The sequence below is a fragment of the Pedobacter gandavensis genome (genome assembly GCF_032677645.1).
In the GTDB taxonomy this organism is placed as follows: domain Bacteria; phylum Bacteroidota; class Bacteroidia; order Sphingobacteriales; family Sphingobacteriaceae; genus Pedobacter; species Pedobacter gandavensis_A.
In genome coordinates, this window is record NZ_JAVTSB010000004.1 from 85,357 (window position 1) to 106,952 (window position 21,596).

General features: G+C 42.0%; 20 protein-coding genes. 8 read left to right on the forward strand and 12 right to left on the reverse strand.

Annotated elements, in window-relative coordinates:
• Positions 1-56: 56 nt before the first annotated feature.
• Both R2Q66_RS08160 and R2Q66_RS08165 read right to left on the reverse strand, forming a co-directional pair.
• Complete coding sequence (locus R2Q66_RS08160; RefSeq protein WP_316747705.1) at positions 57-269, reverse strand: heavy metal-associated domain-containing protein; 213 nt, start codon at positions 267-269, stop codon at positions 57-59.
• Between the two features lie 37 nt (positions 270-306).
• The gene (locus tag R2Q66_RS08165) at positions 307-2,535 is read right to left on the reverse strand and encodes a heavy metal translocating P-type ATPase (RefSeq protein ID WP_316747707.1); all 2,229 of its coding nucleotides are present in this window, start codon (positions 2,533-2,535) and stop codon (positions 307-309) included.
• Between the two features lie 570 nt (positions 2,536-3,105).
• Between R2Q66_RS08165 and R2Q66_RS08170 the strand changes: the two genes are divergently transcribed.
• Positions 3,106-3,354, forward strand: a complete 249-nt coding sequence (locus R2Q66_RS08170; RefSeq protein ID WP_316747708.1) for a hypothetical protein — start codon at positions 3,106-3,108, stop codon at positions 3,352-3,354.
• Between the two features lie 12 nt (positions 3,355-3,366).
• Here R2Q66_RS08170 and R2Q66_RS08175 read toward each other — a convergent pair whose 3' ends face one another.
• From R2Q66_RS08175 to R2Q66_RS08210, 8 genes are all read right to left on the reverse strand, one after another.
• Complete coding sequence (locus R2Q66_RS08175) at positions 3,367-4,410, reverse strand: aspartyl protease family protein (protein ID WP_316747709.1); 1,044 nt, start codon at positions 4,408-4,410, stop codon at positions 3,367-3,369.
• A complete protein-coding gene (locus R2Q66_RS08180) occupies positions 4,410-5,675 on the reverse strand; it encodes a thioredoxin family protein (protein ID WP_316747710.1) in 1,266 nt (421 codons plus the stop codon). Before R2Q66_RS08180 ends, R2Q66_RS08175 begins: the two co-directional genes overlap by 1 nt.
• Before the next feature lie 108 nt (positions 5,676-5,783).
• On the reverse strand, positions 5,784-7,277 hold the full coding sequence (locus R2Q66_RS08185; protein WP_316747712.1) for a PKD-like family lipoprotein: 1,494 nt from the start codon (positions 7,275-7,277) through the stop codon (positions 5,784-5,786).
• A gap of 18 nt (positions 7,278-7,295) precedes the next feature.
• On the reverse strand, positions 7,296-8,087 hold the full coding sequence (locus R2Q66_RS08190; protein ID WP_316747713.1) for a DUF4843 domain-containing protein: 792 nt from the start codon (positions 8,085-8,087) through the stop codon (positions 7,296-7,298).
• 2 nt (positions 8,088-8,089) lie between these two features.
• A complete protein-coding gene (locus tag R2Q66_RS08195) occupies positions 8,090-9,502 on the reverse strand; it encodes a RagB/SusD family nutrient uptake outer membrane protein (protein ID WP_316747715.1) in 1,413 nt (470 codons plus the stop codon).
• Positions 9,503-9,535: 33 nt separating this feature from the next.
• Positions 9,536-12,952: a SusC/RagA family TonB-linked outer membrane protein gene (locus tag R2Q66_RS08200; RefSeq protein ID WP_316747717.1), complete on the reverse strand. Its 3,417-nt coding sequence runs from the start codon at positions 12,950-12,952 to the stop codon at positions 9,536-9,538.
• A gap of 42 nt (positions 12,953-12,994) precedes the next feature.
• Positions 12,995-14,080 carry a FecR family protein gene (locus tag R2Q66_RS08205; RefSeq protein WP_316747719.1) on the reverse strand — a complete coding sequence of 362 codons (1,086 nt, stop codon included), beginning with the start codon at positions 14,078-14,080 and terminating at the stop codon, positions 12,995-12,997.
• A gap of 146 nt (positions 14,081-14,226) precedes the next feature.
• Positions 14,227-14,808, reverse strand: a complete 582-nt coding sequence (locus R2Q66_RS08210) for a sigma-70 family RNA polymerase sigma factor (protein ID WP_316747720.1) — start codon at positions 14,806-14,808, stop codon at positions 14,227-14,229.
• Positions 14,809-15,027: 219 nt separating this feature from the next.
• Between R2Q66_RS08210 and R2Q66_RS08215 the strand changes: the two genes are divergently transcribed.
• The 3 genes from R2Q66_RS08215 to R2Q66_RS08225 are packed head-to-tail and all read left to right on the forward strand — an operon-like array spanning position 15,028 to position 17,449.
• Positions 15,028-15,618, forward strand: a complete 591-nt coding sequence (locus R2Q66_RS08215; protein ID WP_316747722.1) for a porin family protein — start codon at positions 15,028-15,030, stop codon at positions 15,616-15,618.
• Positions 15,619-15,645: 27 nt separating this feature from the next.
• Positions 15,646-16,719 carry a sensor histidine kinase gene (locus R2Q66_RS08220; RefSeq protein ID WP_316747724.1) on the forward strand — a complete coding sequence of 358 codons (1,074 nt, stop codon included), beginning with the start codon at positions 15,646-15,648 and terminating at the stop codon, positions 16,717-16,719.
• A complete protein-coding gene (locus tag R2Q66_RS08225) occupies positions 16,706-17,449 on the forward strand; it encodes a LytTR family DNA-binding domain-containing protein (RefSeq protein WP_316747726.1) in 744 nt (247 codons plus the stop codon). Before R2Q66_RS08220 ends, R2Q66_RS08225 begins: the two co-directional genes overlap by 14 nt.
• Here R2Q66_RS08225 and R2Q66_RS08230 read toward each other — a convergent pair.
• Positions 17,446-18,375, reverse strand: coding sequence for a DUF6268 family outer membrane beta-barrel protein (locus R2Q66_RS08230; protein ID WP_316747728.1), 930 nt, complete (start codon positions 18,373-18,375; stop codon positions 17,446-17,448). The genes R2Q66_RS08225 and R2Q66_RS08230 overlap by 4 nt on opposite strands.
• A gap of 216 nt (positions 18,376-18,591) precedes the next feature.
• Here R2Q66_RS08230 and R2Q66_RS08235 point away from each other — a divergent pair, with 216 nt between their 5' ends.
• The 4 genes from R2Q66_RS08235 (at position 18,592) to R2Q66_RS08250 (ending at position 21,229) form a co-directional block, all read left to right on the forward strand.
• Positions 18,592-19,392 (forward strand): PAS domain S-box protein, encoded by an 801-nt coding sequence (locus R2Q66_RS08235; protein ID WP_316747729.1) that lies wholly within the window; start codon positions 18,592-18,594, stop codon positions 19,390-19,392.
• A gap of 45 nt (positions 19,393-19,437) precedes the next feature.
• Complete coding sequence (locus tag R2Q66_RS08240) at positions 19,438-19,920, forward strand: N-acetyltransferase family protein (RefSeq protein ID WP_316747731.1); 483 nt, start codon at positions 19,438-19,440, stop codon at positions 19,918-19,920.
• A gap of 292 nt (positions 19,921-20,212) precedes the next feature.
• The gene (locus R2Q66_RS08245; protein WP_316747733.1) at positions 20,213-20,425 is read left to right on the forward strand and encodes a hypothetical protein; all 213 of its coding nucleotides are present in this window, start codon (positions 20,213-20,215) and stop codon (positions 20,423-20,425) included.
• 111 nt (positions 20,426-20,536) lie between these two features.
• Complete coding sequence (locus R2Q66_RS08250; RefSeq protein WP_316747735.1) at positions 20,537-21,229, forward strand: Crp/Fnr family transcriptional regulator; 693 nt, start codon at positions 20,537-20,539, stop codon at positions 21,227-21,229.
• A gap of 19 nt (positions 21,230-21,248) precedes the next feature.
• On the opposite strand, the gene R2Q66_RS08255 is transcribed toward R2Q66_RS08250, so the two are convergent.
• On the reverse strand, positions 21,249-21,470 hold the full coding sequence (locus R2Q66_RS08255) for a helix-turn-helix transcriptional regulator (RefSeq protein WP_316747737.1): 222 nt from the start codon (positions 21,468-21,470) through the stop codon (positions 21,249-21,251).
• Positions 21,471-21,596 lie beyond the last annotated feature (126 nt).

Here is a 21,596-nt window from a genome sequence, read left to right on the forward strand (position 1 = left end):
ACCATTTGACTGGTCAGGCCTGCAAATATACAATTTAAGGCATGAAAGTAAAGCGACTAAACGGTCTCCGCTTGAAATCCGGCCTTTTTTACCGTTTCTTTAATCAATTCTGCATCTAATGCGCTGTCGCTTTCAATGGTTAGAATCTTATCCGGAGTAGTGGTATCTACTTCCCATTTAAAGACTTCGGCCAATCCGTCCAGGTGTGGTGTTACTGTAGTAATGCAACCGCCACATTTGATATTCGTTTTAAATTTTAAAGTTTCCATTTGATGTTTTATTTAATATTGATTGATATACGATTTGTTAACTTAATTTGGAGAGTTTTAACCTTAAACTGTTACTCACTACAGAGACAGAACTTAAAGCCATTGCCGCTCCGGCAATCATAGGATTCAATAAGAAACCATTGAAGGGATATAACAGTCCGGCAGCGATTGGAATCCCAATCAGGTTGTAAATGAATGCCCAGAACAGGTTCTGACGAATCGTCCGCACCGTCTGCTTAGACAATTTTAAAGCTTTAGGCACCTGTTGCAAATCAGAAGAAACCAAGGTGATACTGGCCACATCGATGGCAATATCCGAACCTTTCCCCATGGCAATAGACACATCCGCCTGGGCCAATGCCTGACTATCGTTAATCCCATCACCAACCATGGCTACTACTTTTCCCTGCGACTGTAATTCTTTTACAAAATCAGCTTTATCAGATGGCAATACATCGGCCTTATAGTGGTCGATACCTGCTTGTAAAGCTACGGAGGCCGCAGTATGCTGGTTATCACCAGTCAGCATGTAGACCTCGATACCTTGTGCTTTTAAAGACGCAACCGCTTTTGCAGAGCCAGGTTTCACTTGATCGGCAATCGCTACAATCGCCAATACCTGTGTCGAATTTGCCAGATAAATCACCGTTTGTGCCTTTTCCTGTAAACTCATCACTTTGCTGGCTAATGAATTTGTGACCGGAATGTTTTGATCTTTTAAAACCTTGTGGCTTCCAGCCCAGTATTTAACGCCATCAACTACACCTTCCACTCCTTTTCCGGTCAGACTTTCAAAATGATTCAGCTCCACTGTGCCGACACCATCTTGTTTTAAGTGACGCACAATCGCTTCTGCCAATGGATGCTCCGAAGCATATTCCAATGCCATCAATACTTTTGCCAGTTCTTCTTTTGATTTAGGAATGTCTGTAGACCATTCCAGGGTAGTTACCTCAGGTTTCCCCTCTGTAATGGTTCCTGTTTTATCCAGAATCACTGCGTTTACTTTATACCCCAGTTCTAAGGCTTCCGCATTTTTAATGAGGACACCCGTTTCTGCACCTTTACCGATTCCTACCATAATGGCAGTTGGCGTGGCCAGACCTAAAGCACATGGACAAGCGATAACCAACACCGTTACCATAGCCAGAAGACCATGTGTGAAGGCATGCTCGCCCCCAAATAACAACCATACGCCTAGGGTTAGCAAGGCAATCATCATCACCACGGGTACAAAAATACCTGCAATTTTATCCACCAGCTTTTGTACCGGTGCTTTTGAGCCTTGCGCCTCCTGTACCAATTTGATGATCTGGGAAAGCATCGTTGCGCCCCCAACTTTTTCCGCTTTAAAACGGAAGGTTCCTTTTTGATTGATGGTTCCGGCAAAGACCTGGTCGCCTTCTGCTTTGGCTACGGCTACCGGTTCTCCGGTGATCATGCTTTCATCTACATAAGAATTACCATGATAGACCACTCCGTCTACCGGGATTTTCTCCCCCGAACGCACCATCAGCTGATCGCCAATACGTACGTCTGCAATTGGAATCTCTTTTTCTCCCTGCTCCGTAACCAGCATCACCGTTTTCGGCTGCAAGCCCATTAATTTTTTAATGGCTGAGGAGGTATTTGCTTTTGCTTTTTCTTCCAGTAATTTTCCCAGCATAATGAAGACAATCACTACCGCTGCCGCTTCAAAATAAACGTGTGGTTCTAAACCTCTGGAATACCAGAATTCCGGATAAAAAGTATTGAAAACACTAAAAAAGAACGCGATTCCAGTACTTAGCGCTACTAAAGTATCCATATTTGCGCGACCATGTTGGGCTTGCTTCCAGGCATTCACGAAGAAATTCTTGCCAAATATGAAAAGTATAGGTGCCGTTAAGGCCATCATGTAGTAATTGCCATTGGGCATATGCATGAAAAACATACCGATAATCACCACTGGTAAAGCCAGAATCGAAGAGGCAATCATCCGTTTTTTTAACTGCTGATAATTATTTTGTTGTACCGCTTCCTGTTTTTCTTTAGCACCTTCTTCTTCCAGAATCATATCGTATCCAACGGATTGCAATGCTTTCTGCATATCCGCAGGCTGGATTTTATCCTTATCGTAGGTTACTTTTACCGATAATGTGGCATAGTTTACCTCCGCATGAGCTACTCCTTCCTGCGCGCCAACCATAGATTCGACACTGCTTGCACAGGAGGCACAAGTCATCCCTAAAACGGGAAAAGTAAGGGTTTCTATATTTTCTTTCATGAGGGTTCTTCTTTATTTCTGAATACAAAAGTACCTCAATATGGCAGGAAGAGTTTTATAAGATTTCGGGAAAGATTTATATAATATCCAGTAAGGCCTGATAAAGCCTTAAAACAAGGCCTGGGAATTGGCTATGTTGTTACTCCTTTGACTGGCAATATTTTCCATAGCTAACAGGTAGGTATATCAGCGTTTGCAGGCAATTTAGCCCTGTAAGGCCCTAGAAGGTCCCAGCAAAAACACCAGGATAACTCACAAAAATAAAACTTCATTCCGATCCCCTTGCGCCTGACATATGTTGCGTTGGTTTAAACAACATAGTCAGGTGTTTTTATCAAGGGGCGTTCCATCCCTGGAACTATCAGGCAACAACTCTCTTCTCTAAGTTCCAACTATTCTCCTTAACAAAGAGGGCCATATGACCCAAAATGAAAACAGGTATTAAAAAAGATTGAATCGCATTCCGCTGATTCTTACATTCCCATGAATTTCCTGCAAAACATTTTAAAGCCTAAAGCGTTCTTACTTAAGCTTTACTATAATAAACATTGAAGTAAAACAGCGAGTACCATGGCAAAGATTAACATGTGTTTTGAACATCAGGTTGCAGTTAAAGTATTCTTTCTGAATACAGACAAAATCATTAAAAAGCCCATCATCAAATACCTGCGCAGTGATCCCGAAGGAATTCTGGAGATTTCCCTGGAAGGAATAACCAAAGGGAAATGGAAAGTTACTTTGGAGTGGAATTTCGAAGATAAAGAGTATTCCCTGGTTAAAGATATTGAAATTCCCTATCTGGAATCCCTGTCAACCTAACCAGGAATTACCTTATTTCAATATTGCAGCCATATCATAGAATTTCATCGTGTTTTCGAGGTAATTGATCTGAACGTAAAAGTATTTGAGAAACTGGAATCCAAGAATTCCAGATACCCCCATCTTTTGATCAAAATCTGGCATTGCATGTAATCCCATACCTATTCCCTGCATATTTAATCCACCTACCCACATACTTTGGAGCTGTCCACGGCGCACAACTGCCCCTTTCCCGGAACCTTCTACCATTTGTACTTCCTGTGTTTGTTTCCAGATATTGCCAACCAGCGGCTCCAGCTGAAGGTCCATCACATTGTCTGTAGCGCCAGTATCCATAATAAACCGGTAAGGCTTTTCCGCGATCTTTACTTCCAACACCGGAAAATTGTTGACTAAAGTAAAGGGTATATTGATCAGAGCAGGAACACCTTTCAGCACCGGATCTGCGAGTGATTCTTTAGTTAACACCAACTCGCGACTCGCAAAATTAAGACTCAATTGATACGATTTGAAAAAAGCACTGCCGATCAGGCCCAGCACTTTTTCGGGAGTACCGGTATTTAACTGACTCAGCTTTACTGCTGGCAGGTATTGCTTTTCCAGTTTCAGGTTCTGCCAGGTTAAATTGTTTATCGAAACCTTTTCCATAGCCACTTCTGAGGTCATCCCTTTCAACCGCTCTGCTGTTTTTTCCGTTTTAAAGTAATCGGAATTTAGCAGGATAAAGCCGTTACTACCGGTATCCACCAATAATAAACCTGTAATCCCGTTTATTGCTACAGTGACGAACATCAATCCGCCTATAAATTTAAAAGGAGATCTGATTTCCGAAGGCAAAACTGTGCTTTTATAAGCACTTATGTCTGACTTGAGGCCCGGAACTCCTACAGGAACGCTTCCAACTGCGCTATTAGAAAAATGGACACCAATATTGACAGGAAGCTTGTGAAAAGAATTGATATAGTCATGAATGGCAAAAGATTGGGCATTAACGCCGCAAAGCAAGAGCGAAAAAACCAGTCCCCGCTTCCATAAAGATGTAGTTAACAGACGCATTAGTTACTCATAATTTTAGGTGTAGGACTGTCAGTCAACGTTCTCTTAACAAACTCTGCGGAACTGATATTCGGGTAATTGGGCTTAGTCTTACGGATTTCAGCCAGGGCAATACCGGCATGATGTAAGGCCTTTTCGGGTTGCCCCTCGTAAGCATACAATTTACATAGCGTTTGCTGTAACACATATTCGCTGCTCTTGCCATGTACCAATAATAACGCTAAGGCTTGTTGATTATCGGCTTTATTCTTTCCGTTACCGGCGATCATTAAAGCCAGTTGTGCAGCCTGATCTGGATTCAGTTCTTTCTCATAATTAACCAATAGTGCCTTTGCTCCCACATAGGCCTTATTTGGATCAATCAGTTTCCAAATTCTCAGGGCATGAAAAGCGGCAAGAAATGTTGCCGTATCTGCTGCATAAAACTGTCCAAAGTATTTTTGTAAACCTGGCTCATCCACCTGATAAACTGGCTTTTGATCAGGTCCTGCAACAACTTTCAAAGCCCTCGACATCACCTCTGCATGAATTACCTTATTCAAAAAAAGATTTGCCTTTTCTGCACCTATAGCCGCAACCAGTTTTTCTTGATTTTTCTGAAGCACGCTAAAATACTTGCTATCGCTACCCCTGGTCATGAACATCCTCATTTGCACACTTTCTAAAGAAAACTGATCCTTTTGCAATAAAAGAAATTCATCGGCTACTGCCTCTAACTGCGAATCGCCAGCCCTTGATAGCTTGTTTATGAAGGTTTTTAAAAACTCCGCTTCTCTATAACCCTCCAGATACTTTCTTTTATAGGAAAGCAGTTGCTTACCCGGATCAAGGGCCTCCTTACCGATTTCAATAAAATCAGCAGGTTTCAATCCACCACCACCCGCCTTGTGAATCAGGTTTCCTTTGGCATCGAAGAATAAATAACAAGGATAAGAATTGATTTTATAGGTGCTCTCAAACATTTTCGCATCCGCATATCGTCCTTTAGTAACCGCATCATCTTTAGGCGTTTGGTCCATTTGCAGCTTAAAGCTGATAAAGTTTGTATTGAAAAAATCGCCAACCTCCTTTTGCGGAAATACCTCCCGATCCATTTGCTTACATGGCCCACACCAGGTGGTATAAGCATCTACAAATATGGCTTTCTTTTCATTTTTCGCTTTGATCAATGTTTCTTTCCATCCCGGAAGATTTTCAAAGTTGATACCCTGGCCATAGGCCGTTCCTGAGATCATACTGATGATCACAAATAATATTTTTTTCATAAGTAATATTTTATGCCGGTTGCAGTTCAAACCGGCCCATGTTTTTTAAGGGAAACCCTGATCAGCAACCCGAAGAAGGGGAATTCCCGGGCTGCTTCAAAGGCATCATTATTTCCAGGCCGCACCTGAATTCACCACATTAAATTTATATTCAACATCCCTGATTTTACCGAAGGATTCATATTTAGAGAAAAAAGTTCCCGAGGCAAAAGAGCCGGTAGGTTCAACTTTGAAAAAGTAAACTGATCCGGTATTCCCGGTTTTACCGTTTACAACCGCCAGCAATTGCGTCCCATTGGTCATCAACTGATCAATAGACACATCCGTTTTGTCAAAAATATAAACCAGGCGGGCAATATCATTCGTAAAATCATAAGCATAGATTTTGTTTTCAGCCGCGTAGTAAGTCAGCGGATTGTTCGAAGCATTTACATAAGCAGTAGCGGTAGAAAAACCTGTTGCGGTCACTTCTTTCACGCTTTCACAATAAGTAACCAGCGACTTAAAGAACCCGAATTTATACACAAAAGTCTTCCCCGTTTGGTTGTCCTTACAATAAGCAATCGGTTTTAAGGTGCTAAAATTGGTGGCTCCGGGACTGGTTGAAGGCTGCATGGTATGGTCAAAAAGTAAACATGATTTATCACCAATATCTTCAACATTAAATTTGTCTTCCACATTTCTGGTGATGGACATCATTTTTCCAGCTGCTTTATTAAACTTCAGGAAGCGATGGTTCAGGTCGTCATAAACAAAAGCATAAGCACCCATCAACAAGGATTTGGTGGCTTTATAATTACCAGAAGCCCGGTAGCTAAACACAAGCGGGGTGCCACTGCCCGTGGTATTGTGTAAGCTTCCGTTATTGATCAGGTAATTGTTCTGTCCGAAAAAGTCCTGGTAAATTACGTTTGGCGCATAAGCGTCTGGTGCATCAAAAAACCAGGCCTTTGGTTCCTGTAAAAAGCCAAAAGATGGCAGTAAGGTATAACCGCCGTTTTTCCGGAACACATACAAAAGCCCGGAAGCATTGGCCAGAGATTGTACCATGGTCAGACTTGTTGCATCTTTCAAATGGAAGGTATTGTTGGCAGAAAAAGCACCTTTAAAAACCTCTGGTTTGGTATTGTCCAGAATCACATCAATATCCTGAGCACCATCAGATTTATCATTTAAAACCAGAAAACCCTGTGAAGCTTTAGCACGTACATTCAAGCCAAAGATTCTGCTTCTCAGCAAGGTAGTAGCCGGGTCTTTCACTTCCAGGTGGACGGTATAAGCGCCAATCGGCACTCTGATCTGATATTTCAAATCCTTTTCTTTAGAAATCACTTTAATGCTGGTATCCCCTGTTTTTGCCTTAATAGGAATCAGGTTCCAGGTGTATTCCAGTTTGGTACTATCGCCTGTAAAACTTACTTCAGGCTTAATTTTCAAGCTATCCAGCTGTACCAGCGAGAAGTTTTCAGGACTATAAGCCGGACCGGCAAGCGTAATTGCATCTACCGGATTAAGGTCATAATTCCCCTTGTCTTTATAACAGGAGGAAAAACCGATTCCTGCCAGGGAAATGAAGAGTATAAGGTTAAAAAATCGTTTCATTTTTATCTGTTAAAGAGGTTATGGAATGAGGATAGTTAAGCCGTTTTCATCCTTTAAAGGATACACAAAAGGATCGTCGGCAGCAGGTTTTAAGGCTCCGGAATTCAGGTCATCCAGCAGGGAGCGTAGTTTCAATTGAAAATAGGCGAATTTAGCTCCGGAAAAGATGTACCTGGAAGGATCTTCCAGGGCTGTGGTTGCTGCATAATTGATTTCCGGATAACCCAAATGATACAGAATGAAACGGTGTTTCATTTTGGAATAAACGCCAAAGAAACGCGCCATTCTCAGCTCCCAATCTCCGGGCTTCACCATAAAATTAAAGATGGCCACTTTACTTTTCAGCTGTGAGCCGAGTCCGGGTTCAAAAACATCGTTCGCTACGATTTTAAAAGCAATGGTTTTTCGGATGGTTTCCAGGTCCTTTGTTTTCCTCAGAATCAATGGAAAAACACCTTTATAACTATCCGCTTTAATAATTCCCTTGCCAAAATCAAAATCCTGACCTATAGTGGCAGAGGATTGCTGCGGAATAAATTCTACCTTAAACTCCCGGTCAGTGCCCGCCGTTCTTCCGGTTATCTCTACCGGAAGAAACAGGGTATCCGCCAGGAGCGCACCTTTATCCGCAAATGAAAAATCGACACTATCAATATACCTCGCCGCAGTTCCTAACCCAACTTTGGAAAACTGGACACGGTCTTTTCCATCATAAACTTTTACTTCCTCCTTAGTGCAGGAAGCGAATGCCAGACCTACCCCAAGGGCAATCCAGCCAGTATTTTTCAATAAACTATGGTTATTTCTCATGACTATCTTCCTCCGTAAATTTTCTCGTCTTCCGGCAAAGGGAATACGTATGTTTTCGACTGCATTTCCGCCACCGGACTGTCTTCAATATGTGCTGCATTTAAGCGTTTATAATAAAAGAAAGTCTGCCCTTCGCTAAAAAACTCTTTACGGTATTCCTTTCTGATTTCGTTTTGCAAATCCGGTGTACCTCCTAAGGAAAGTAGTCCGCGGCTAATCAATACTGCATTCAGGTAAGACAGGGCCGTTTGCTGATCCGGAGCTGTTTCTGCCGCGATATAATACATTTCTGAAATCCGCATCATCGGGATATAACTTCTGAACAGCTTTAACGTGCCACTGGAACCGGCAAGGTCTTCGTAAAGGTATTTATGGGGAATAAGGTAGCCCTTTACGCCAAGCATCATTGGTGCTTTAAAACGAATATCTGTTGCCTGACTGCCAAAAATATTATTGTTAAGTTTCGCCTCCAGGGTGTAGTAATAAGGTGCAGTAGTGGTTAGGCTTGTTCCCGGCAGCAGGTTTGATTCCGCCAGTTTCTCAAATTTATCACTGTACAAAGCAAACAGGTGTTCCGGATGGAAAGTACGGTCGGCACTCACATCTGAACCTGGCAATAGCAATCTGATTTTCTTCGCATCAATCACCTCTTTTGCCTTACTAAAAGCCAGTGTTTTATTACCCATGTACAGGTAAATCCTTGCTTTAAGTCCTTTTACAGCATATAAATTCATCCGGATCTGGCGGTCGGCAGCACCTTTAGCACCGATCACATCGCTTGCCATGAGTTCTTCTGCCTGATCCAGATCGGCCAGTGCCAGATTAATTACCTCCGCAACTGTAGAAAAAGGGGTGTTTTCCTTGCCATATTTAAGCACATAAGGCATGTATTTCTCTGTCCCTGCGTTTTGAAAAGAAGGGCCAAATAAACGAAGCAAATCGAAATGAACATAAGCCCTTAATGCCAGCGCTTCTCCTTTGATCAGTTCATAGTTCTTAGCAGAAAAAACACCTCTTTTCGCATCAATATTTTCCAAAATAGCATTAACCTGGGCGATGGTATTGTATTGCTGCAACCAGACTTTATCAATCATCCCGCGGAACTGGGTAACCTCGTAGTTGAAATTTTCTACGGGTTTCAAATAGCGGATGGCCAGATCCGAGGAACTGCCCACCGAGTAATCGGAAGCCATTACGCTCATCATGCCGTAAGTCAGCTCCCTGCCATACACCGTTTCTTTGGTCATCGTCACATAAGCGCCAACCATCGCTTCATTAAATCCCTGCTGGGTAGCAAACAGTTCTTCCTGTTTCATTTCTGTTTTTGGCTGTACATCCAGCCACTTTTTACAAGAGCTAAATGTCAATACAGCTAACAATACGATCGGCAAAAAGCCGTATTTCAATTGCTTCATTTTGTTAAAATATCTTTTGAGTAACCAGACCATTTATAAAGTAATATTTGCGCCGAATGAGATCCGCTGTGCAAAAGGATATTGCGTACCACGCTCTATTCTGATGGTAGAAAAACGGGCAATATCATTCATACTGAGGTTCAAACGGAAGTTTTGAATCTTCAGGCGCTTCATAAAGGCCGCGTTGTTAAAAGTATAGCCCAGGGTGATGGCAGAAATGGTGACATAATTATTTTTCTGCACAAATCTCGAAGTTGCTCCTACCCTGTTGCCACCATTGATACTGGAATAACCGCTGTATTGGGCCTGATCACCCGGACGGGTCCACATGCCTTCATACACTCTTTCATCCACGTTATTGGCCGCGATATCAATGTCTTCTACCTTAGAAACCAGGGTTGAATTGTAGAGGTAACCGCCAAAAGAATAACCTCCCGCAACGACGGCATCCCAACCTTTATAGGCAAAATTGGCCCCTAAACCGCCGGAAGCTTTTGGACGTTCATCCGCGATAACCACCATTTCTGAGGCTTTCCATTCCGTCCCGACACTGCCATCTCTATATTGGTAAATTTCATTTCCTGTAGCAGGATCAATTCCTAAGGATGGCAAGGCGTAAATCGCGGTTCTCGAGGCGCCTTCTACGAAAATATTTGGAGGTAGTGTAGACAATTTCTGATCATCACCATCATAACGATACTGCAAATCATCCAGAATGAGCTTATTCCGTTGCTTCATCGCATCAGAGATTTTCGAGATCTTATTTTCATTGGCTCCAATATTTCCCCAGATACTCAGCAGCGGTTTATTTGGCCCTCCTTTTAACAGCCTTAAGTTGACACGGATGTCGAAACCGTTATTTTGTAACGAACCAATATTGTCGGTAAAACTGGCAAAACCAGTAGATGGCGCCAGGGTAACGCTTTGTAAAAGATTGGAAGTACTTTTCCAGTAATACTCTGCGTTGACATTTAAAAGCGAGCCAAAAAGACCGAAATCCATCGCTACTTTCTTCTGGCGGGTGGTTTGCCATTTCAGATTTGCATTACCCAAACCCTGGATAATGGCTCCAAAATCCTGGTCGTAGATATTATCTGTGTTATATTTATACTTGGTCATGGCCTGATAAGGCGCAAAATTCTGACTTGCAGTTTCCGCTATTGCACTGGTTAAGCGCAAAGAGCTGAATACATTCAGGTTTTTGATGAAATTTTCGCGGTGTAAGTTCCAGCCTAAACCTGCCGACCAAACCGGTGCATACTTTTCATTTGATCCAAATTGGGAGGAGCCATCCAGTTTAAAGGATAGGTCTACAAAATAACGACTGTCGTAGGCATAGTTAAAAGTAGCCAGGAAACCTGCGAGGCGACTGGTATTGTCTAAGCCATCAGGTCTGGAATTCTCTTTATACTGTTTCGCAAAAGCCAGATCATCCATTTTAGGGTTCGGAAAACCTTGCGCGGAAACCCGCATAATACTCGAATTAGATTCCTTTACATTAAAACCCGATAAGAGGTAAAAACTATGTTTCTCCTTAATCAGCTTGCTGAAAGTAGCAAATAAAGACCCTTCATAACCAAAAGATTTACTATTGGAAATATTCAGATCACCTCGTAAGGCATAGCCCGGCATATCCGGAGTCTGGCTTAGAAAAGCACTATGTGCTGCCGACCGGAAATCTTTGGTATCCGAAAGTCGTTTGTTGATCCCTAAAGTACCTCTTAAACGGAAATCATCACTGATTTTCCATTCGGAAGACAGGTTATTCACGATCTCCGTATACTGGCTGATGCTTTGGGTATTCAGGCTCGCATCGTACAAAGGATTAACAATGTAATTGCTTCTGTTGCCATTCACAAACGTTTCATACAAAAACGGAGAAGCGGCACCTTCATCTGCGGGAATAGGAAAATAAGGTTTCGCATTTACAAATTCCTGGAAGTTACCATAAGGAGAAGCCGTTCCCTTGGTATTGACCACCTGTAGGTCGTTCCTAAACAGGAAATTCCCCGTATTGTAGTTAAAAAGCATATTTCCCTGGTAATTATCACGGGAAGAACCTTTCATGACACCCGGATTGAAGGCGGCAGAAAAACCTACACTATACCTGAAAGCCTGATCTCCACCATCCAGGGTAACAGAATGGCGTTGCTCTACAGCGGTTCTTAAAGGTTGGGAAAGCCAGTAGGAATTCGTCCCCGCTTTAACCAATGCCAGACGGTCGTTATAAAGTTCCTGATTTAAAATCTGCGTGGAAGGGTTACTGGAACTATATAATCCCACCCGCTGTTCAAAATCAAGTAGGCGGGCAGCGTCCAGCATCCTGTAATCTCTAAGATCCGGAACCACCATATTGGTGCTCAAAGCATAGGTTGCCCTTAGCTTTCCTGCTGCCGGAGATTTGGTGACAATAACCACTACCCCATTGGCAGATCGTGTCCCATAAATCGCCGCAGCCGAACCGTCTTTTAACAGGGTTAAAGATTCAATCCGGTTCATATCCAGATCCACAATCCGCTCTAAAGAGGTTTCAAAACCATCCAGAATAAACAGCGGAAGATTTGGATTGCCATAAAAAGTAGAACGCAAATCGCCTGAAGCATAATTCTCCGTCAGGCTGTTTCCACCACGGATTTCAATATTAGGCAAGGCATTTGGGTCTGAACCGGCAATATTATTGTCGATAATCCGGAAGGAAGGGTCTAATAAGCCCAATCCCTGCAGGATATTGCCAGAGCTGAGTTTCATCAGTTCCTTCCCGGTAAAGGTGGTCGAACTTCCGGTATAAGTTTCCTTTTTACGGTCTGAAATACCGGTAACTACCACCTGATTTAGCTCAGAAACTTCTTCTTTAAGTACCGTAATGAGGTTGGTGTTTTTTCCTACCGGTACTTCTGTACGCACATAACCGATATAGGAAAGGATCAGGATTTCCTTTTCCGCAGCGCGGATGTTATATTTCCCATTGGTATCGGAAATGGTAGACCTGGAAGGATCTCCTTTAACGCGGACCGATACCCCCGGCAAAGGTTTTTTCGACTGGTCTATGACCGTCCCGTTGATCAATTGAACGCTCACAGCTCCGGTAGCCTGTTCGATTTCCGCAATTTTAGCTTTAACAGCAATCATCGCCCCATCCTGCTTAAATTTCAGGAAGACTTTCAATTCCAATTCGGTTAGTACATCCTGAATAGAACGGGATTTTTTTGCAAAGCTGATCTTTTCCTTAGGGTTCAGCTTCACGGTACTGTAATAGAATTTTACCTGATAAAGCTGTTCGATCTGCCGGAAAGCCTGTTCGATAGTTTGGTTCTTAAAAGCCAGGTTTTTCTTTTCCTGTGCCGCTGCCGGTGGCTGAAAAATAAAAAAGAATACAGCAGTAAAAAGCATACTGATCCTGCAGCAGGGCTTAAGCCCATGCCGCAGCATAGCGACTAGATTTTCTTTCATAATTTGGGAAGTGGTGGTTGTAGGTTTGTTGGTTGATTTATTTTAGTTGAAGCGGAGAATGACCTTCTCCTTTTCTATTTTGAAACTGCAATCGGTTGCGAAACAGAACATATTGAGGACGCGTTCTAAAGATTCATTTTCAAAAGTTCCGGAGAAGTTAGCTGCGGATTTTTCTGCGCCCCGGATTTCAATCGGCACCCCGTACCAATCTTCTAAAGCAGTAAGGACTGCCGCAAAGCTGGTATTTTTAAATTTCAGCTGGCCTTTGACCCAGGATTCGCGTTGCTGAACATCGAAAGTTTCCTTTTCCATCAGGTCTACGGATCTGTTCAACATCACCATTTCTCCGGGAAGGATAATCTCCGCTTCATTGTCCATATCGGAAGTATAGGCTTTCTGGACTTTTAACTTTCCACTAAGTAACTCCACCTGTTGCCCGGATTCATGCGGATAAGCACGCATATAAAAACCGGTGCCCAATACGGTAGCCTTCATATCCGATGTTTCCATGATAAAAGGAAGTTCAGCATTCGGGCTGATGTCAAAATAAGCTGCCCCTGACAACAGGACCCTGCGGTTTTCTTTGTTGTAACCATGGGGTACTTTCAGGATACTATTTGCATTCAGGATCACCTTAGAATGATCGGCCAGTGTGATGCTCATCCTTTGTCCGAATGGCGCTTTATAAATCTGATATACTTGTTGTTCTTTTTTAATGGCGAGATCCGCTTGTTGTACTTGCTGGTAATGATTGAAAAAAGCGAAACCCGTTACCAGTAATACTGCGGCGGCGGTAGCGTACCATACGCGAACAAATGAACGGCGCTTCGGCAAAAGAACCGAATTACTTTGTTCTTCCCCGGTTTCCTCCATCGCATTATGAGCTTGCATTGTACCATGGCCTTGTTGGGCTGCAAGTTTCTTAAATTCTGAAAGGGCAATTTTTTCCTCACGGCTTTTCAGCATCTGATTTAAGGCAACCAGCATCTTGCGCGCTTCTGCTACTGTGGCTTTATTCTCAGGAGATCCGGCGGCATAATCGGTCCAGGTTTGCACATCCTGCTCATTGCTCTGGTAACAATAATTGAGAAAGGTAGGGTCTAAAATGAGTTGTTCTATCGTGTACATTCGTATTGCGCTTTCTTACCAGACGGGATAAGCTGTTTTTTTTACCACCCTAATTTTAATGTTTTTCAAAAAAAACATTAAACACCTAAAAATCAAGCGCAAAACAAAGCTCTAAAAATGCTGTTACGCTACGAAAAACCAGGATATCAGACAAAAATCAGGGTCATAAATATATTCAGGTCTTTAGGACTCAGGTTCTCTTTCGCCATTTCTTCCCTCATCCGCTTAATCCCCTCGAAAAGGTTATTATAAACACTGCGGATGGTTAATGAGCTACGTTCGGCAATTTCTTCATTGCTTAATCCTTCATAATATTTTAAAAAGATCACCGTCTGGCACCTACGTGGTAGCCCCTCATAAATTCTGGAAAGCTTTTCTTTCAGCTCCTCCAGTGCCTGACTATTGAGCATCAGTTCTTCGACAGAGGGTTCGGACCAGGCATCAGAGAAATCGTCCAGCGATTCCATCTTATATTTCTGTTCGATCCGATAGGTATCAATCAGTTTTCTACGAAAAGACGTGAGGATATAGGACTTTACATTACTGATTTTGCTGAAATCCGTTCCCTTTTCCAGAAAGCCAAGAAAGGTCTGGTTGATGTTGTCTTTAACGGCACATAAATCCATTCCGTTTTTTAAACCTACAAACACCAGATAGTTATAGTGTTGCTGATACAACACATAAATATCGTCTGATAAAATTACTTCTGGTTGGGTTTCATTGCTCACAGCCATGGTTCAGCACTTCTTAAAATTTAGATGCAATCTACTATTCTATTCCTTTACCCTAAAATAAATTTAGAATGGGCTATTTCTTACCGCTGGTCAAAGCTCCTTTACCCTTCATCAAATTATTTTCTTTCTCTTTTTATTTATGCTCCTTTTTGCAGCAGAAAGGAAGGCTGTTATTTTGATAGCCCTCCTCCTTAAAACTTAATTATCAATCCAATGAAAAAACATTTCTTATTGCCTGCAGTTGCTTTTATGCTATTGGCTGGCACTGCAAAATCTCAAGATTCCAGTCCGATTCATGTAGGCTTAAAAGCTGGTGCCAATTACAACAAACTTTCCATTTCTGCTCCCGGTATTTCCGGTAAATTTGCTCCTGGATTTTCCGCAGGTGCCTTTACCAGAGTAGATCTTGGCCGCGCTTATGTACAGGGAGAATTGCTGTACAGTAATAAATCAGGTAAGCTGGACGGGAACGGTGCAAAGGATCAAAAAGCGAAATGGTCAGGCATTGATGTTCCTTTAGTAGTGGGTTATAAAATTCTAAATACAGCACAAATGAACCTGAGGGTATTTGGGGGAGCGGTTTACAGCTATACCTTAAATGACAAAACCTCGGTTCTTAAGCAACTCAATCCGGCATTTCAGGGATTCAAAAAATCGAATGTAGGTTATCAGGCAGGTGCAGGAATTGATTTAGGAAAGCTTACTTTTGACCTGCGTTATGAAAGGGCTTTAACGGACATCGATAAAACTTTTAAATCCCGTCCTCAGTCCTTTCAGGCAAGCGTAGGATTCCTGATTTTTTAGTCCTTCCCCTTATTTATCATCCTCGTAATGAAAAAATTCCACTTATATAAACCCTTACTTTTTATCTCCGGATTCTGGATCCTGCTGGGCTTAACCTTATGGTCTCAATTGAAAAGAGATTATCCAACACTCCAGACTTTTGGCACGGCAGTACTGATGATTTTATGTTGTGCCATCATTGCGCATACCTTAAGTAATGTGTTCCTGCCTTACGCTTTAAAAAAGGGAAAAATGCAGTTATTTGTGTTGCAAGCTATCCTGGCAACCACAATTTTAACCGCTGCAATTGCAGGAATCTTCTATGGTACGTATTGGTTAGGCGTCCATGGAACTCCTTATGACAATGCTGGAGAACTGGAGCAAAACCGGGATTATTTAGTGGTATTTATCAGGACGATACCTTCTGCTTTGCTCATTATTGGCTCCAGCTGCGGTTTTCAGTTTTACCAGGAGCACTATAAAATGGCACAGAAACATACCTTGTTGCAACAGGCCCATCTGGAAGCACAGCTGAGAATTTTACAGGATCAAATCAATCCTCACCTGATGTTTAATGTGCTGAATCACCTGCATATTCTCATGAAGAAAGATGTGGAACTCGCTTCAACTTTACTGGTCAAGTTTTCAGATATCTTAAGGTATCAATTGTACGAGTGTAACCGGGAAACCATTGCACTGGAAAAAGAAGTGACTTATCTGAAGAATCTGGTCTCTGTAGAAAAAATCCGCTGGGGCGATGAACTTCAGGTAGATTGTATATGGAATATTACGAATGGAAAGCGGGACATTGTCCCGCTTTTACTCGTTCCATTTGTTGAGAACGCCTTTAAACACGTTTCCCGCCTACCCTCCCAAAAGGGATTTGTCCGTTTGTGCCTCGATCAGGAAAATGAGCTACTGACTTTTACCATAGAAAATTCTAATTCTCCGAAGCCGGTAAGAAATACCGACAGCAGTGGTCTTGGCCTGGAAAATGTACGGAAGCGTTTAGAAATTCTTTATCCGGGGCAGCATGACTTACAAATCACGCGTAGCGACACCCATTTTAAAGTTGTTTTAGTTATTCATTTAGATCAAAAAGTAAATTATGTCGGTTACTAAACACCACGTTGAGTTGCCATTACAATGCCTGGTGGTAGATGATGAGCCTATTGCCCGAACGGGAATTATAGATTTCATTGATCAGGTGGATTTTCTCCAGGTGGCAGGTTCTTGTGGAACCGCTATGGAGGCCTCGGACTTCATCCATAAGAATCAGGTAGACCTATTGTTTCTGGACATTAATATGCCCTATTTATCAGGGTTGGAATTGCTGGAAACCATGGAAAAACCACCATTAACCATTATCACAACCGCTTATTCTGAACATGCTTTAGAAGGCTACCGCCTGCAAATTGTAGATTACCTGCTCAAGCCGATTACCTTTCAGCGCTTTCATCAGGCAGCTACCAAAGCCAGACAAATGCATCAGCTACAGGCTTTACAAAAACAGCCACAAGCCATGGATCCTTACTTATTTGTACGCCAGAAAGATAGTTTTAAAAAGATCCGCTGGGCAGATATCTTATATGTAGAGGGAATGCAGAATTATGCCAAACTAAAATTTGAAGACCAGGAGCTGATCATTCATCAAACTTTAGTCTCTTTAGAAGAGATATTGCCGGGGGATCACTTTTTCAGGATCCATAAATCTTACCTGGTCAATATCTCTAAAATTGATGTAGTGTCGGGAGGAAGAATCTTCATCGGCGAACATGAGCTGCCAATTTCCCGACACCGTAGGGAGGACTTGTTAAAAGAGGTCGTTTACAATAAACTCATCAGCCGTTAACGCTTTCCGAAATTCCATTTGAGGCCTACGGCTCCATAAGCTGTGGTCTCAAAATGTGGCGGATTAACTTCCTCCATTTGCTTGAAAAAATCTTTCAGTTTCCTGCTGGTAAATTCCATAGAACGGTACAATGAGGCACCGGCAGTAAGTTGCAAACTCAGGGACTTGTTAAGCTTAAACTCGGGTTGGAATCCAGAGATTACTTGCAGGTAGGACAATAATGCTTTGTCTTTTCTGCCCACATCCGCGGTCATCGCGCTCACTTCTGCTACTACTTTCAGTTTGATACTTTCGTTGGCTTTATAGGCCAGTTCTACTTTCTCCGGGAAATTCACCATGACCTGGAATTTACCATTGGTTTTCCAGTTCAAGACAATGGCCGGCAATACCATCGGGATTCCAAAAGTATTGGACACCACCGGCCCAACACCCAGCGCCAGATTTGGATTAAACTGCTTGATGAAAATCACCCCGCCCATCACCAGAATATCCTGCTTTGAAATGCCTTTCATATCCGTATATACCCCCGCAGAAGCCATAAATAACATATTCCAGCTTTTACCCAATGGACGCAGGTGCATCAGTCCGACGCTGGCATTGAGCAACTCATCCGGATATATTGCGACCTCATAATTCTGATTTTTAATCTTCGCATAAGAACCGCCAAGCGTTACCGCCCATACTTTTGCTCTTCCGATTGAATCTACTTTCATGGATAAGGGAATGCTGATTGCGCCTTCCAGCCTTCTCATATCACTTTTCTGTTCGGTTTTCTTCCCGGATTCCCCCACCTTAGTTTCCGGTATATATCTGGACAAAGGAATGTATTCTGCTTTCAGTCTGAAGCCCGATAATTCCTGTGCTTTACTTTCTAAGCTAAACAATACTATAAGTAGCAACAGGCCGCTATTAAAAAATTTCATCATGTTTTTCTGTATCAAGGATTAATATATTTTTCGGCGAAGAACGTCAGGATTCTATTGCTGTGGAAATATTATTGACCAGTGGTAATTCCGTGTTGACAAGCGGTTCAACTTTCTATTGTAAATAAGATTATTATAAATTTAACCCGAGTTTCATTTTTTTAATACATTTGCAGCTGAGTGGGTTATCCCAATTTATTCTAAAGCAACATCAGCAAATTGGAGACAAGAAACTATAGAATTCCTATCATTTATATCGTCTTTGGTGTTTTATGGATCACTTCTAGTGATTACCTGCTGGTTTCCTGGGCTTCCGGATTCAGTCCCCGGGTAAAAGAGTATACTGCTTCCGTAAAAGGATTACTTTACGTTTTCAGCACCGGCTTTCTTTTGTACTACCTGATCAGGAAGGAACGGGCCAGGATTGCGGAGGCTGATAATAAAAGAATTGCGGAGATTGTAGATAAGATGAACAACCTGATCATCATGTCTGACCCCGGGGGGAACATTACCTGGGTAAACCGGGCCTTCGTCAACATTACCGGATATACCTTAGCCGAAGCTTTAGGAAAAACACATGCAGATCTATTGTATGGGCCGGAAACCGACCTTGAAATCGTAGACAAGCTGACTAAAGCTCTTGACAATCAGGAGTTTTTTAGCGGGGAGCTGGTCAATTATGCGAAGGGTGGAAAAGCGTACTGGTCGCAATTTAATGTCTCTCCGATATATAATCCAAAAGGCGACCTGGAAGGATACCTTTCTGTAGAGAACAACATAGACGACAGCAAACACAGGGAGGATCTGATTGTACAGCAACACCGGAAACTGAAGGCTGTTTCCTGGTTTAATTCGCATGAAATCCGAAAGCCAGTGGCCTCTATTCTGGCCTTATCAGAATTGCTTATGGAAGAAAAGAATGCCATTGAGCAACAGGAACTGATCAAATACCTTAGACAAAGCGCTATCAACCTGGATCTTATCATTCATCAGATCAATGAGGCGGCGGCTGTAAAATAAATTATGTACCTTTGATCCCAGCATCAAACCAACAATTTCCTTAAAATGATCCGGCAGTTTAAACCATCAGATCTTAACCCGATGAGGGAGATCTACAATCACTATGTGGAAAATACACTACTTACTTTTGACGAAGTAGCCTTGAATGCGCAAGAATTTGCGGATAAATTAGCTCCTGTACTTTCCAGTTTCCCATGCCTTGTGTATGAGAAAGAGGGACAAGTTCTGGGCTTCACCTATGCTACGGCATGGAAAGAAAACCCTGCCTATCGTTTTACCGTTAGCAGTGCTATTTACCTGGATCCGGAAGCCATTGATAAAGGAACAGGTACGGCTCTTTACCGGAAACTGACGGAGGAACTGCGGGAGATGAATATTCATTCTATCGTTGCGGGTATTCTGATGCCAAATGAAAAAAGCACCAGAATGCATGAACGACTAGGCTTTAGTAAGGTTGCTCACCTGAGTCAGATCGGCTTTAAATTCAATAAATGGATCGATGTCAGTTACTGGCAAATGACTTTATAAAAAATATCTTATCGTAAAATTGTGACAATTGTCGCATTAAATTGTGACAATTGTCCTAATAATTAATGCATTTCCTATTTAACTTGTTTGAAGTAAAAGGGAGATGCCCGGTACCCAAAAGAATCAGGCAAAGGGAATCGCTGAAAACCTTGCAAAGAGTAGGTGTAACTATAAATTTATAACGCTCCAGTACTATTAAAAGCAAACATGAAACAATTGGGATTTTAGCACAGTGGGTTCCACCCGCTGTGCTGATAAAAACCCTGGAGCCGATAAATAAAATCCTTTATTTATGTCATGGTACGCCTTCATTGGGACAGATTGTCTAAACCCTACACATTACCGCATTAAAAGAAAAACGCCACTTTGTAATGGCAGCAAGAAACTGTGCGCCGTATTTTCTTCCGGAAGCACTTATCCGGAAATTGACTATGAACTGGTTTGCCATATTGTATTGGCCCTGAGCAGCAAGACCAGCAATGAAAAAGTCATCTTAAGAAACTAATCCCAATCAGCTGTACTTTTTATTACTTTATTAAAATAAAGTAACGAATTAGGTTATCCTTTTATTTAAAAGTATATTTAGGTTAGGTATAATTATTAAAAACAAATCTTCATGGATAAAAATGCGCTCTATTTCTATGAAATGATGTATGGTAAAGTATCATTTCCCAAGATTGATTTAACAACTATTGATTCTTTTTTAAAGCAGATGGTGATCCCTCCTTCCAGACAGGAACTGAGAAAAAAGATTGGCTCGCTATGTCCGGTCAGTGACCAAACCTTTCATTTATTCAATTACGGCTTTCAGCCACTCTCTTTACCACAGGATCAGTTATTATGTAGTCCGGAACAAATCCCCAACAAAATACTTTTTGTCCAGCACGGACTTTTACGCGGTTATTATAAAAGAGAAAAGCAACAGGTAACCACCTGGTTTGCCGGGCCAAATGAATTTATCATCCCTAATAACTTCTTTGCCGGGGATCCTTGTCAGGAATACATAGAATGTATAGAAAACAGCAGTTTCCTGGCCCTGGATTATGAGACTTGTTTAAAAATATACCTGGCCTCTAATGAGGTTGCCAGGCTGTTCCTGAAATTGATGGAAGAAAAGCAACAGCAAACAAATATGAGGGAAAAAATGTTGAGGATTCCGAACGCGGAAAGAAGGTTCCAACGCTTAACCAAAGAGATGCCGGGTCTGCTACAAAATGTAAAAGACGACATTCTGTCTTCTTATCTTAATGTGACGAGAAGGCATCTGGAAAGGATTAAGGTGCAATGTTTCAAAAGGATCAGGAAGTAATCCGGCAAAATAAACAGTATTAATTTCCCTCCGGATTGTTAGCTGGTGTTTGCGGCAAAATCTCCTGAATAGAGATCCCCAGGATCTCAGCGATTTGATACAATCTCACTACCGTCAGGCTCGTATACCCTCTTTCCAGTTTGGAGTAGGAGTTTTGAGAAATGTGTAGCTTTTCAGCCATATATTCCTGTGTATAGCCTTTGATAACTCTCTGTATCCTTACTGCGTTTCCAAGTTGCATATTTCTTTGATCTTGATTAAATCTATAAAGAATTAACGCAATCACAGCTATAATACACGCATATCAGGTACTTAAGCCTAAAAACAGGTAATTCTCACCACAGAAAAGGTATTTACCGCAATCAAA

What these genes read in the sequence shown, in the direction of transcription:
- R2Q66_RS08250 (WP_316747735.1), top strand. Translation starts at nt 20,537, where the DNA reads ATGGATAAAAATGCGCTCTATTTCTATGAAATGATGTATGGTAAAGTA.
- R2Q66_RS08220 (WP_316747724.1), top strand. Translation starts at nt 15,646, where the DNA reads ATGAAAAAATTCCACTTATATAAACCCTTACTTTTTATCTCCGGATTC.
- R2Q66_RS08200 (WP_316747717.1), bottom strand. Translation starts at nt 12,952, where the DNA reads ATGAAAGAAAATCTAGTCGCTATGCTGCGGCATGGGCTTAAGCCCTGC.
- R2Q66_RS08205 (WP_316747719.1), bottom strand. Translation starts at nt 14,080, where the DNA reads ATGTACACGATAGAACAACTCATTTTAGACCCTACCTTTCTCAATTAT.
- R2Q66_RS08165 (WP_316747707.1), bottom strand. Translation starts at nt 2,535, where the DNA reads ATGAAAGAAAATATAGAAACCCTTACTTTTCCCGTTTTAGGGATGACT.
- R2Q66_RS08175 (WP_316747709.1), bottom strand. Translation starts at nt 4,410, where the DNA reads ATGCGTCTGTTAACTACATCTTTATGGAAGCGGGGACTGGTTTTTTCG.
- R2Q66_RS08190 (WP_316747713.1), bottom strand. Translation starts at nt 8,087, where the DNA reads ATGAGAAATAACCATAGTTTATTGAAAAATACTGGCTGGATTGCCCTT.
- R2Q66_RS08230 (WP_316747728.1), bottom strand. Translation starts at nt 18,375, where the DNA reads ATGATGAAATTTTTTAATAGCGGCCTGTTGCTACTTATAGTATTGTTT.
- R2Q66_RS08215 (WP_316747722.1), top strand. Translation starts at nt 15,028, where the DNA reads ATGAAAAAACATTTCTTATTGCCTGCAGTTGCTTTTATGCTATTGGCT.
- R2Q66_RS08180 (WP_316747710.1), bottom strand. Translation starts at nt 5,675, where the DNA reads ATGAAAAAAATATTATTTGTGATCATCAGTATGATCTCAGGAACGGCC.
- R2Q66_RS08225 (WP_316747726.1), top strand. Translation starts at nt 16,706, where the DNA reads ATGTCGGTTACTAAACACCACGTTGAGTTGCCATTACAATGCCTGGTG.
- R2Q66_RS08160 (WP_316747705.1), bottom strand. Translation starts at nt 269, where the DNA reads ATGGAAACTTTAAAATTTAAAACGAATATCAAATGTGGCGGTTGCATT.
- R2Q66_RS08195 (WP_316747715.1), bottom strand. Translation starts at nt 9,502, where the DNA reads ATGAAGCAATTGAAATACGGCTTTTTGCCGATCGTATTGTTAGCTGTA.
- R2Q66_RS08170 (WP_316747708.1), top strand. Translation starts at nt 3,106, where the DNA reads ATGGCAAAGATTAACATGTGTTTTGAACATCAGGTTGCAGTTAAAGTA.
- R2Q66_RS08185 (WP_316747712.1), bottom strand. Translation starts at nt 7,277, where the DNA reads ATGAAACGATTTTTTAACCTTATACTCTTCATTTCCCTGGCAGGAATC.
- R2Q66_RS08245 (WP_316747733.1), top strand. Translation starts at nt 20,213, where the DNA reads ATGTCATGGTACGCCTTCATTGGGACAGATTGTCTAAACCCTACACAT.
- R2Q66_RS08240 (WP_316747731.1), top strand. Translation starts at nt 19,438, where the DNA reads ATGATCCGGCAGTTTAAACCATCAGATCTTAACCCGATGAGGGAGATC.
- R2Q66_RS08255 (WP_316747737.1), bottom strand. Translation starts at nt 21,470, where the DNA reads ATGCAACTTGGAAACGCAGTAAGGATACAGAGAGTTATCAAAGGCTAT.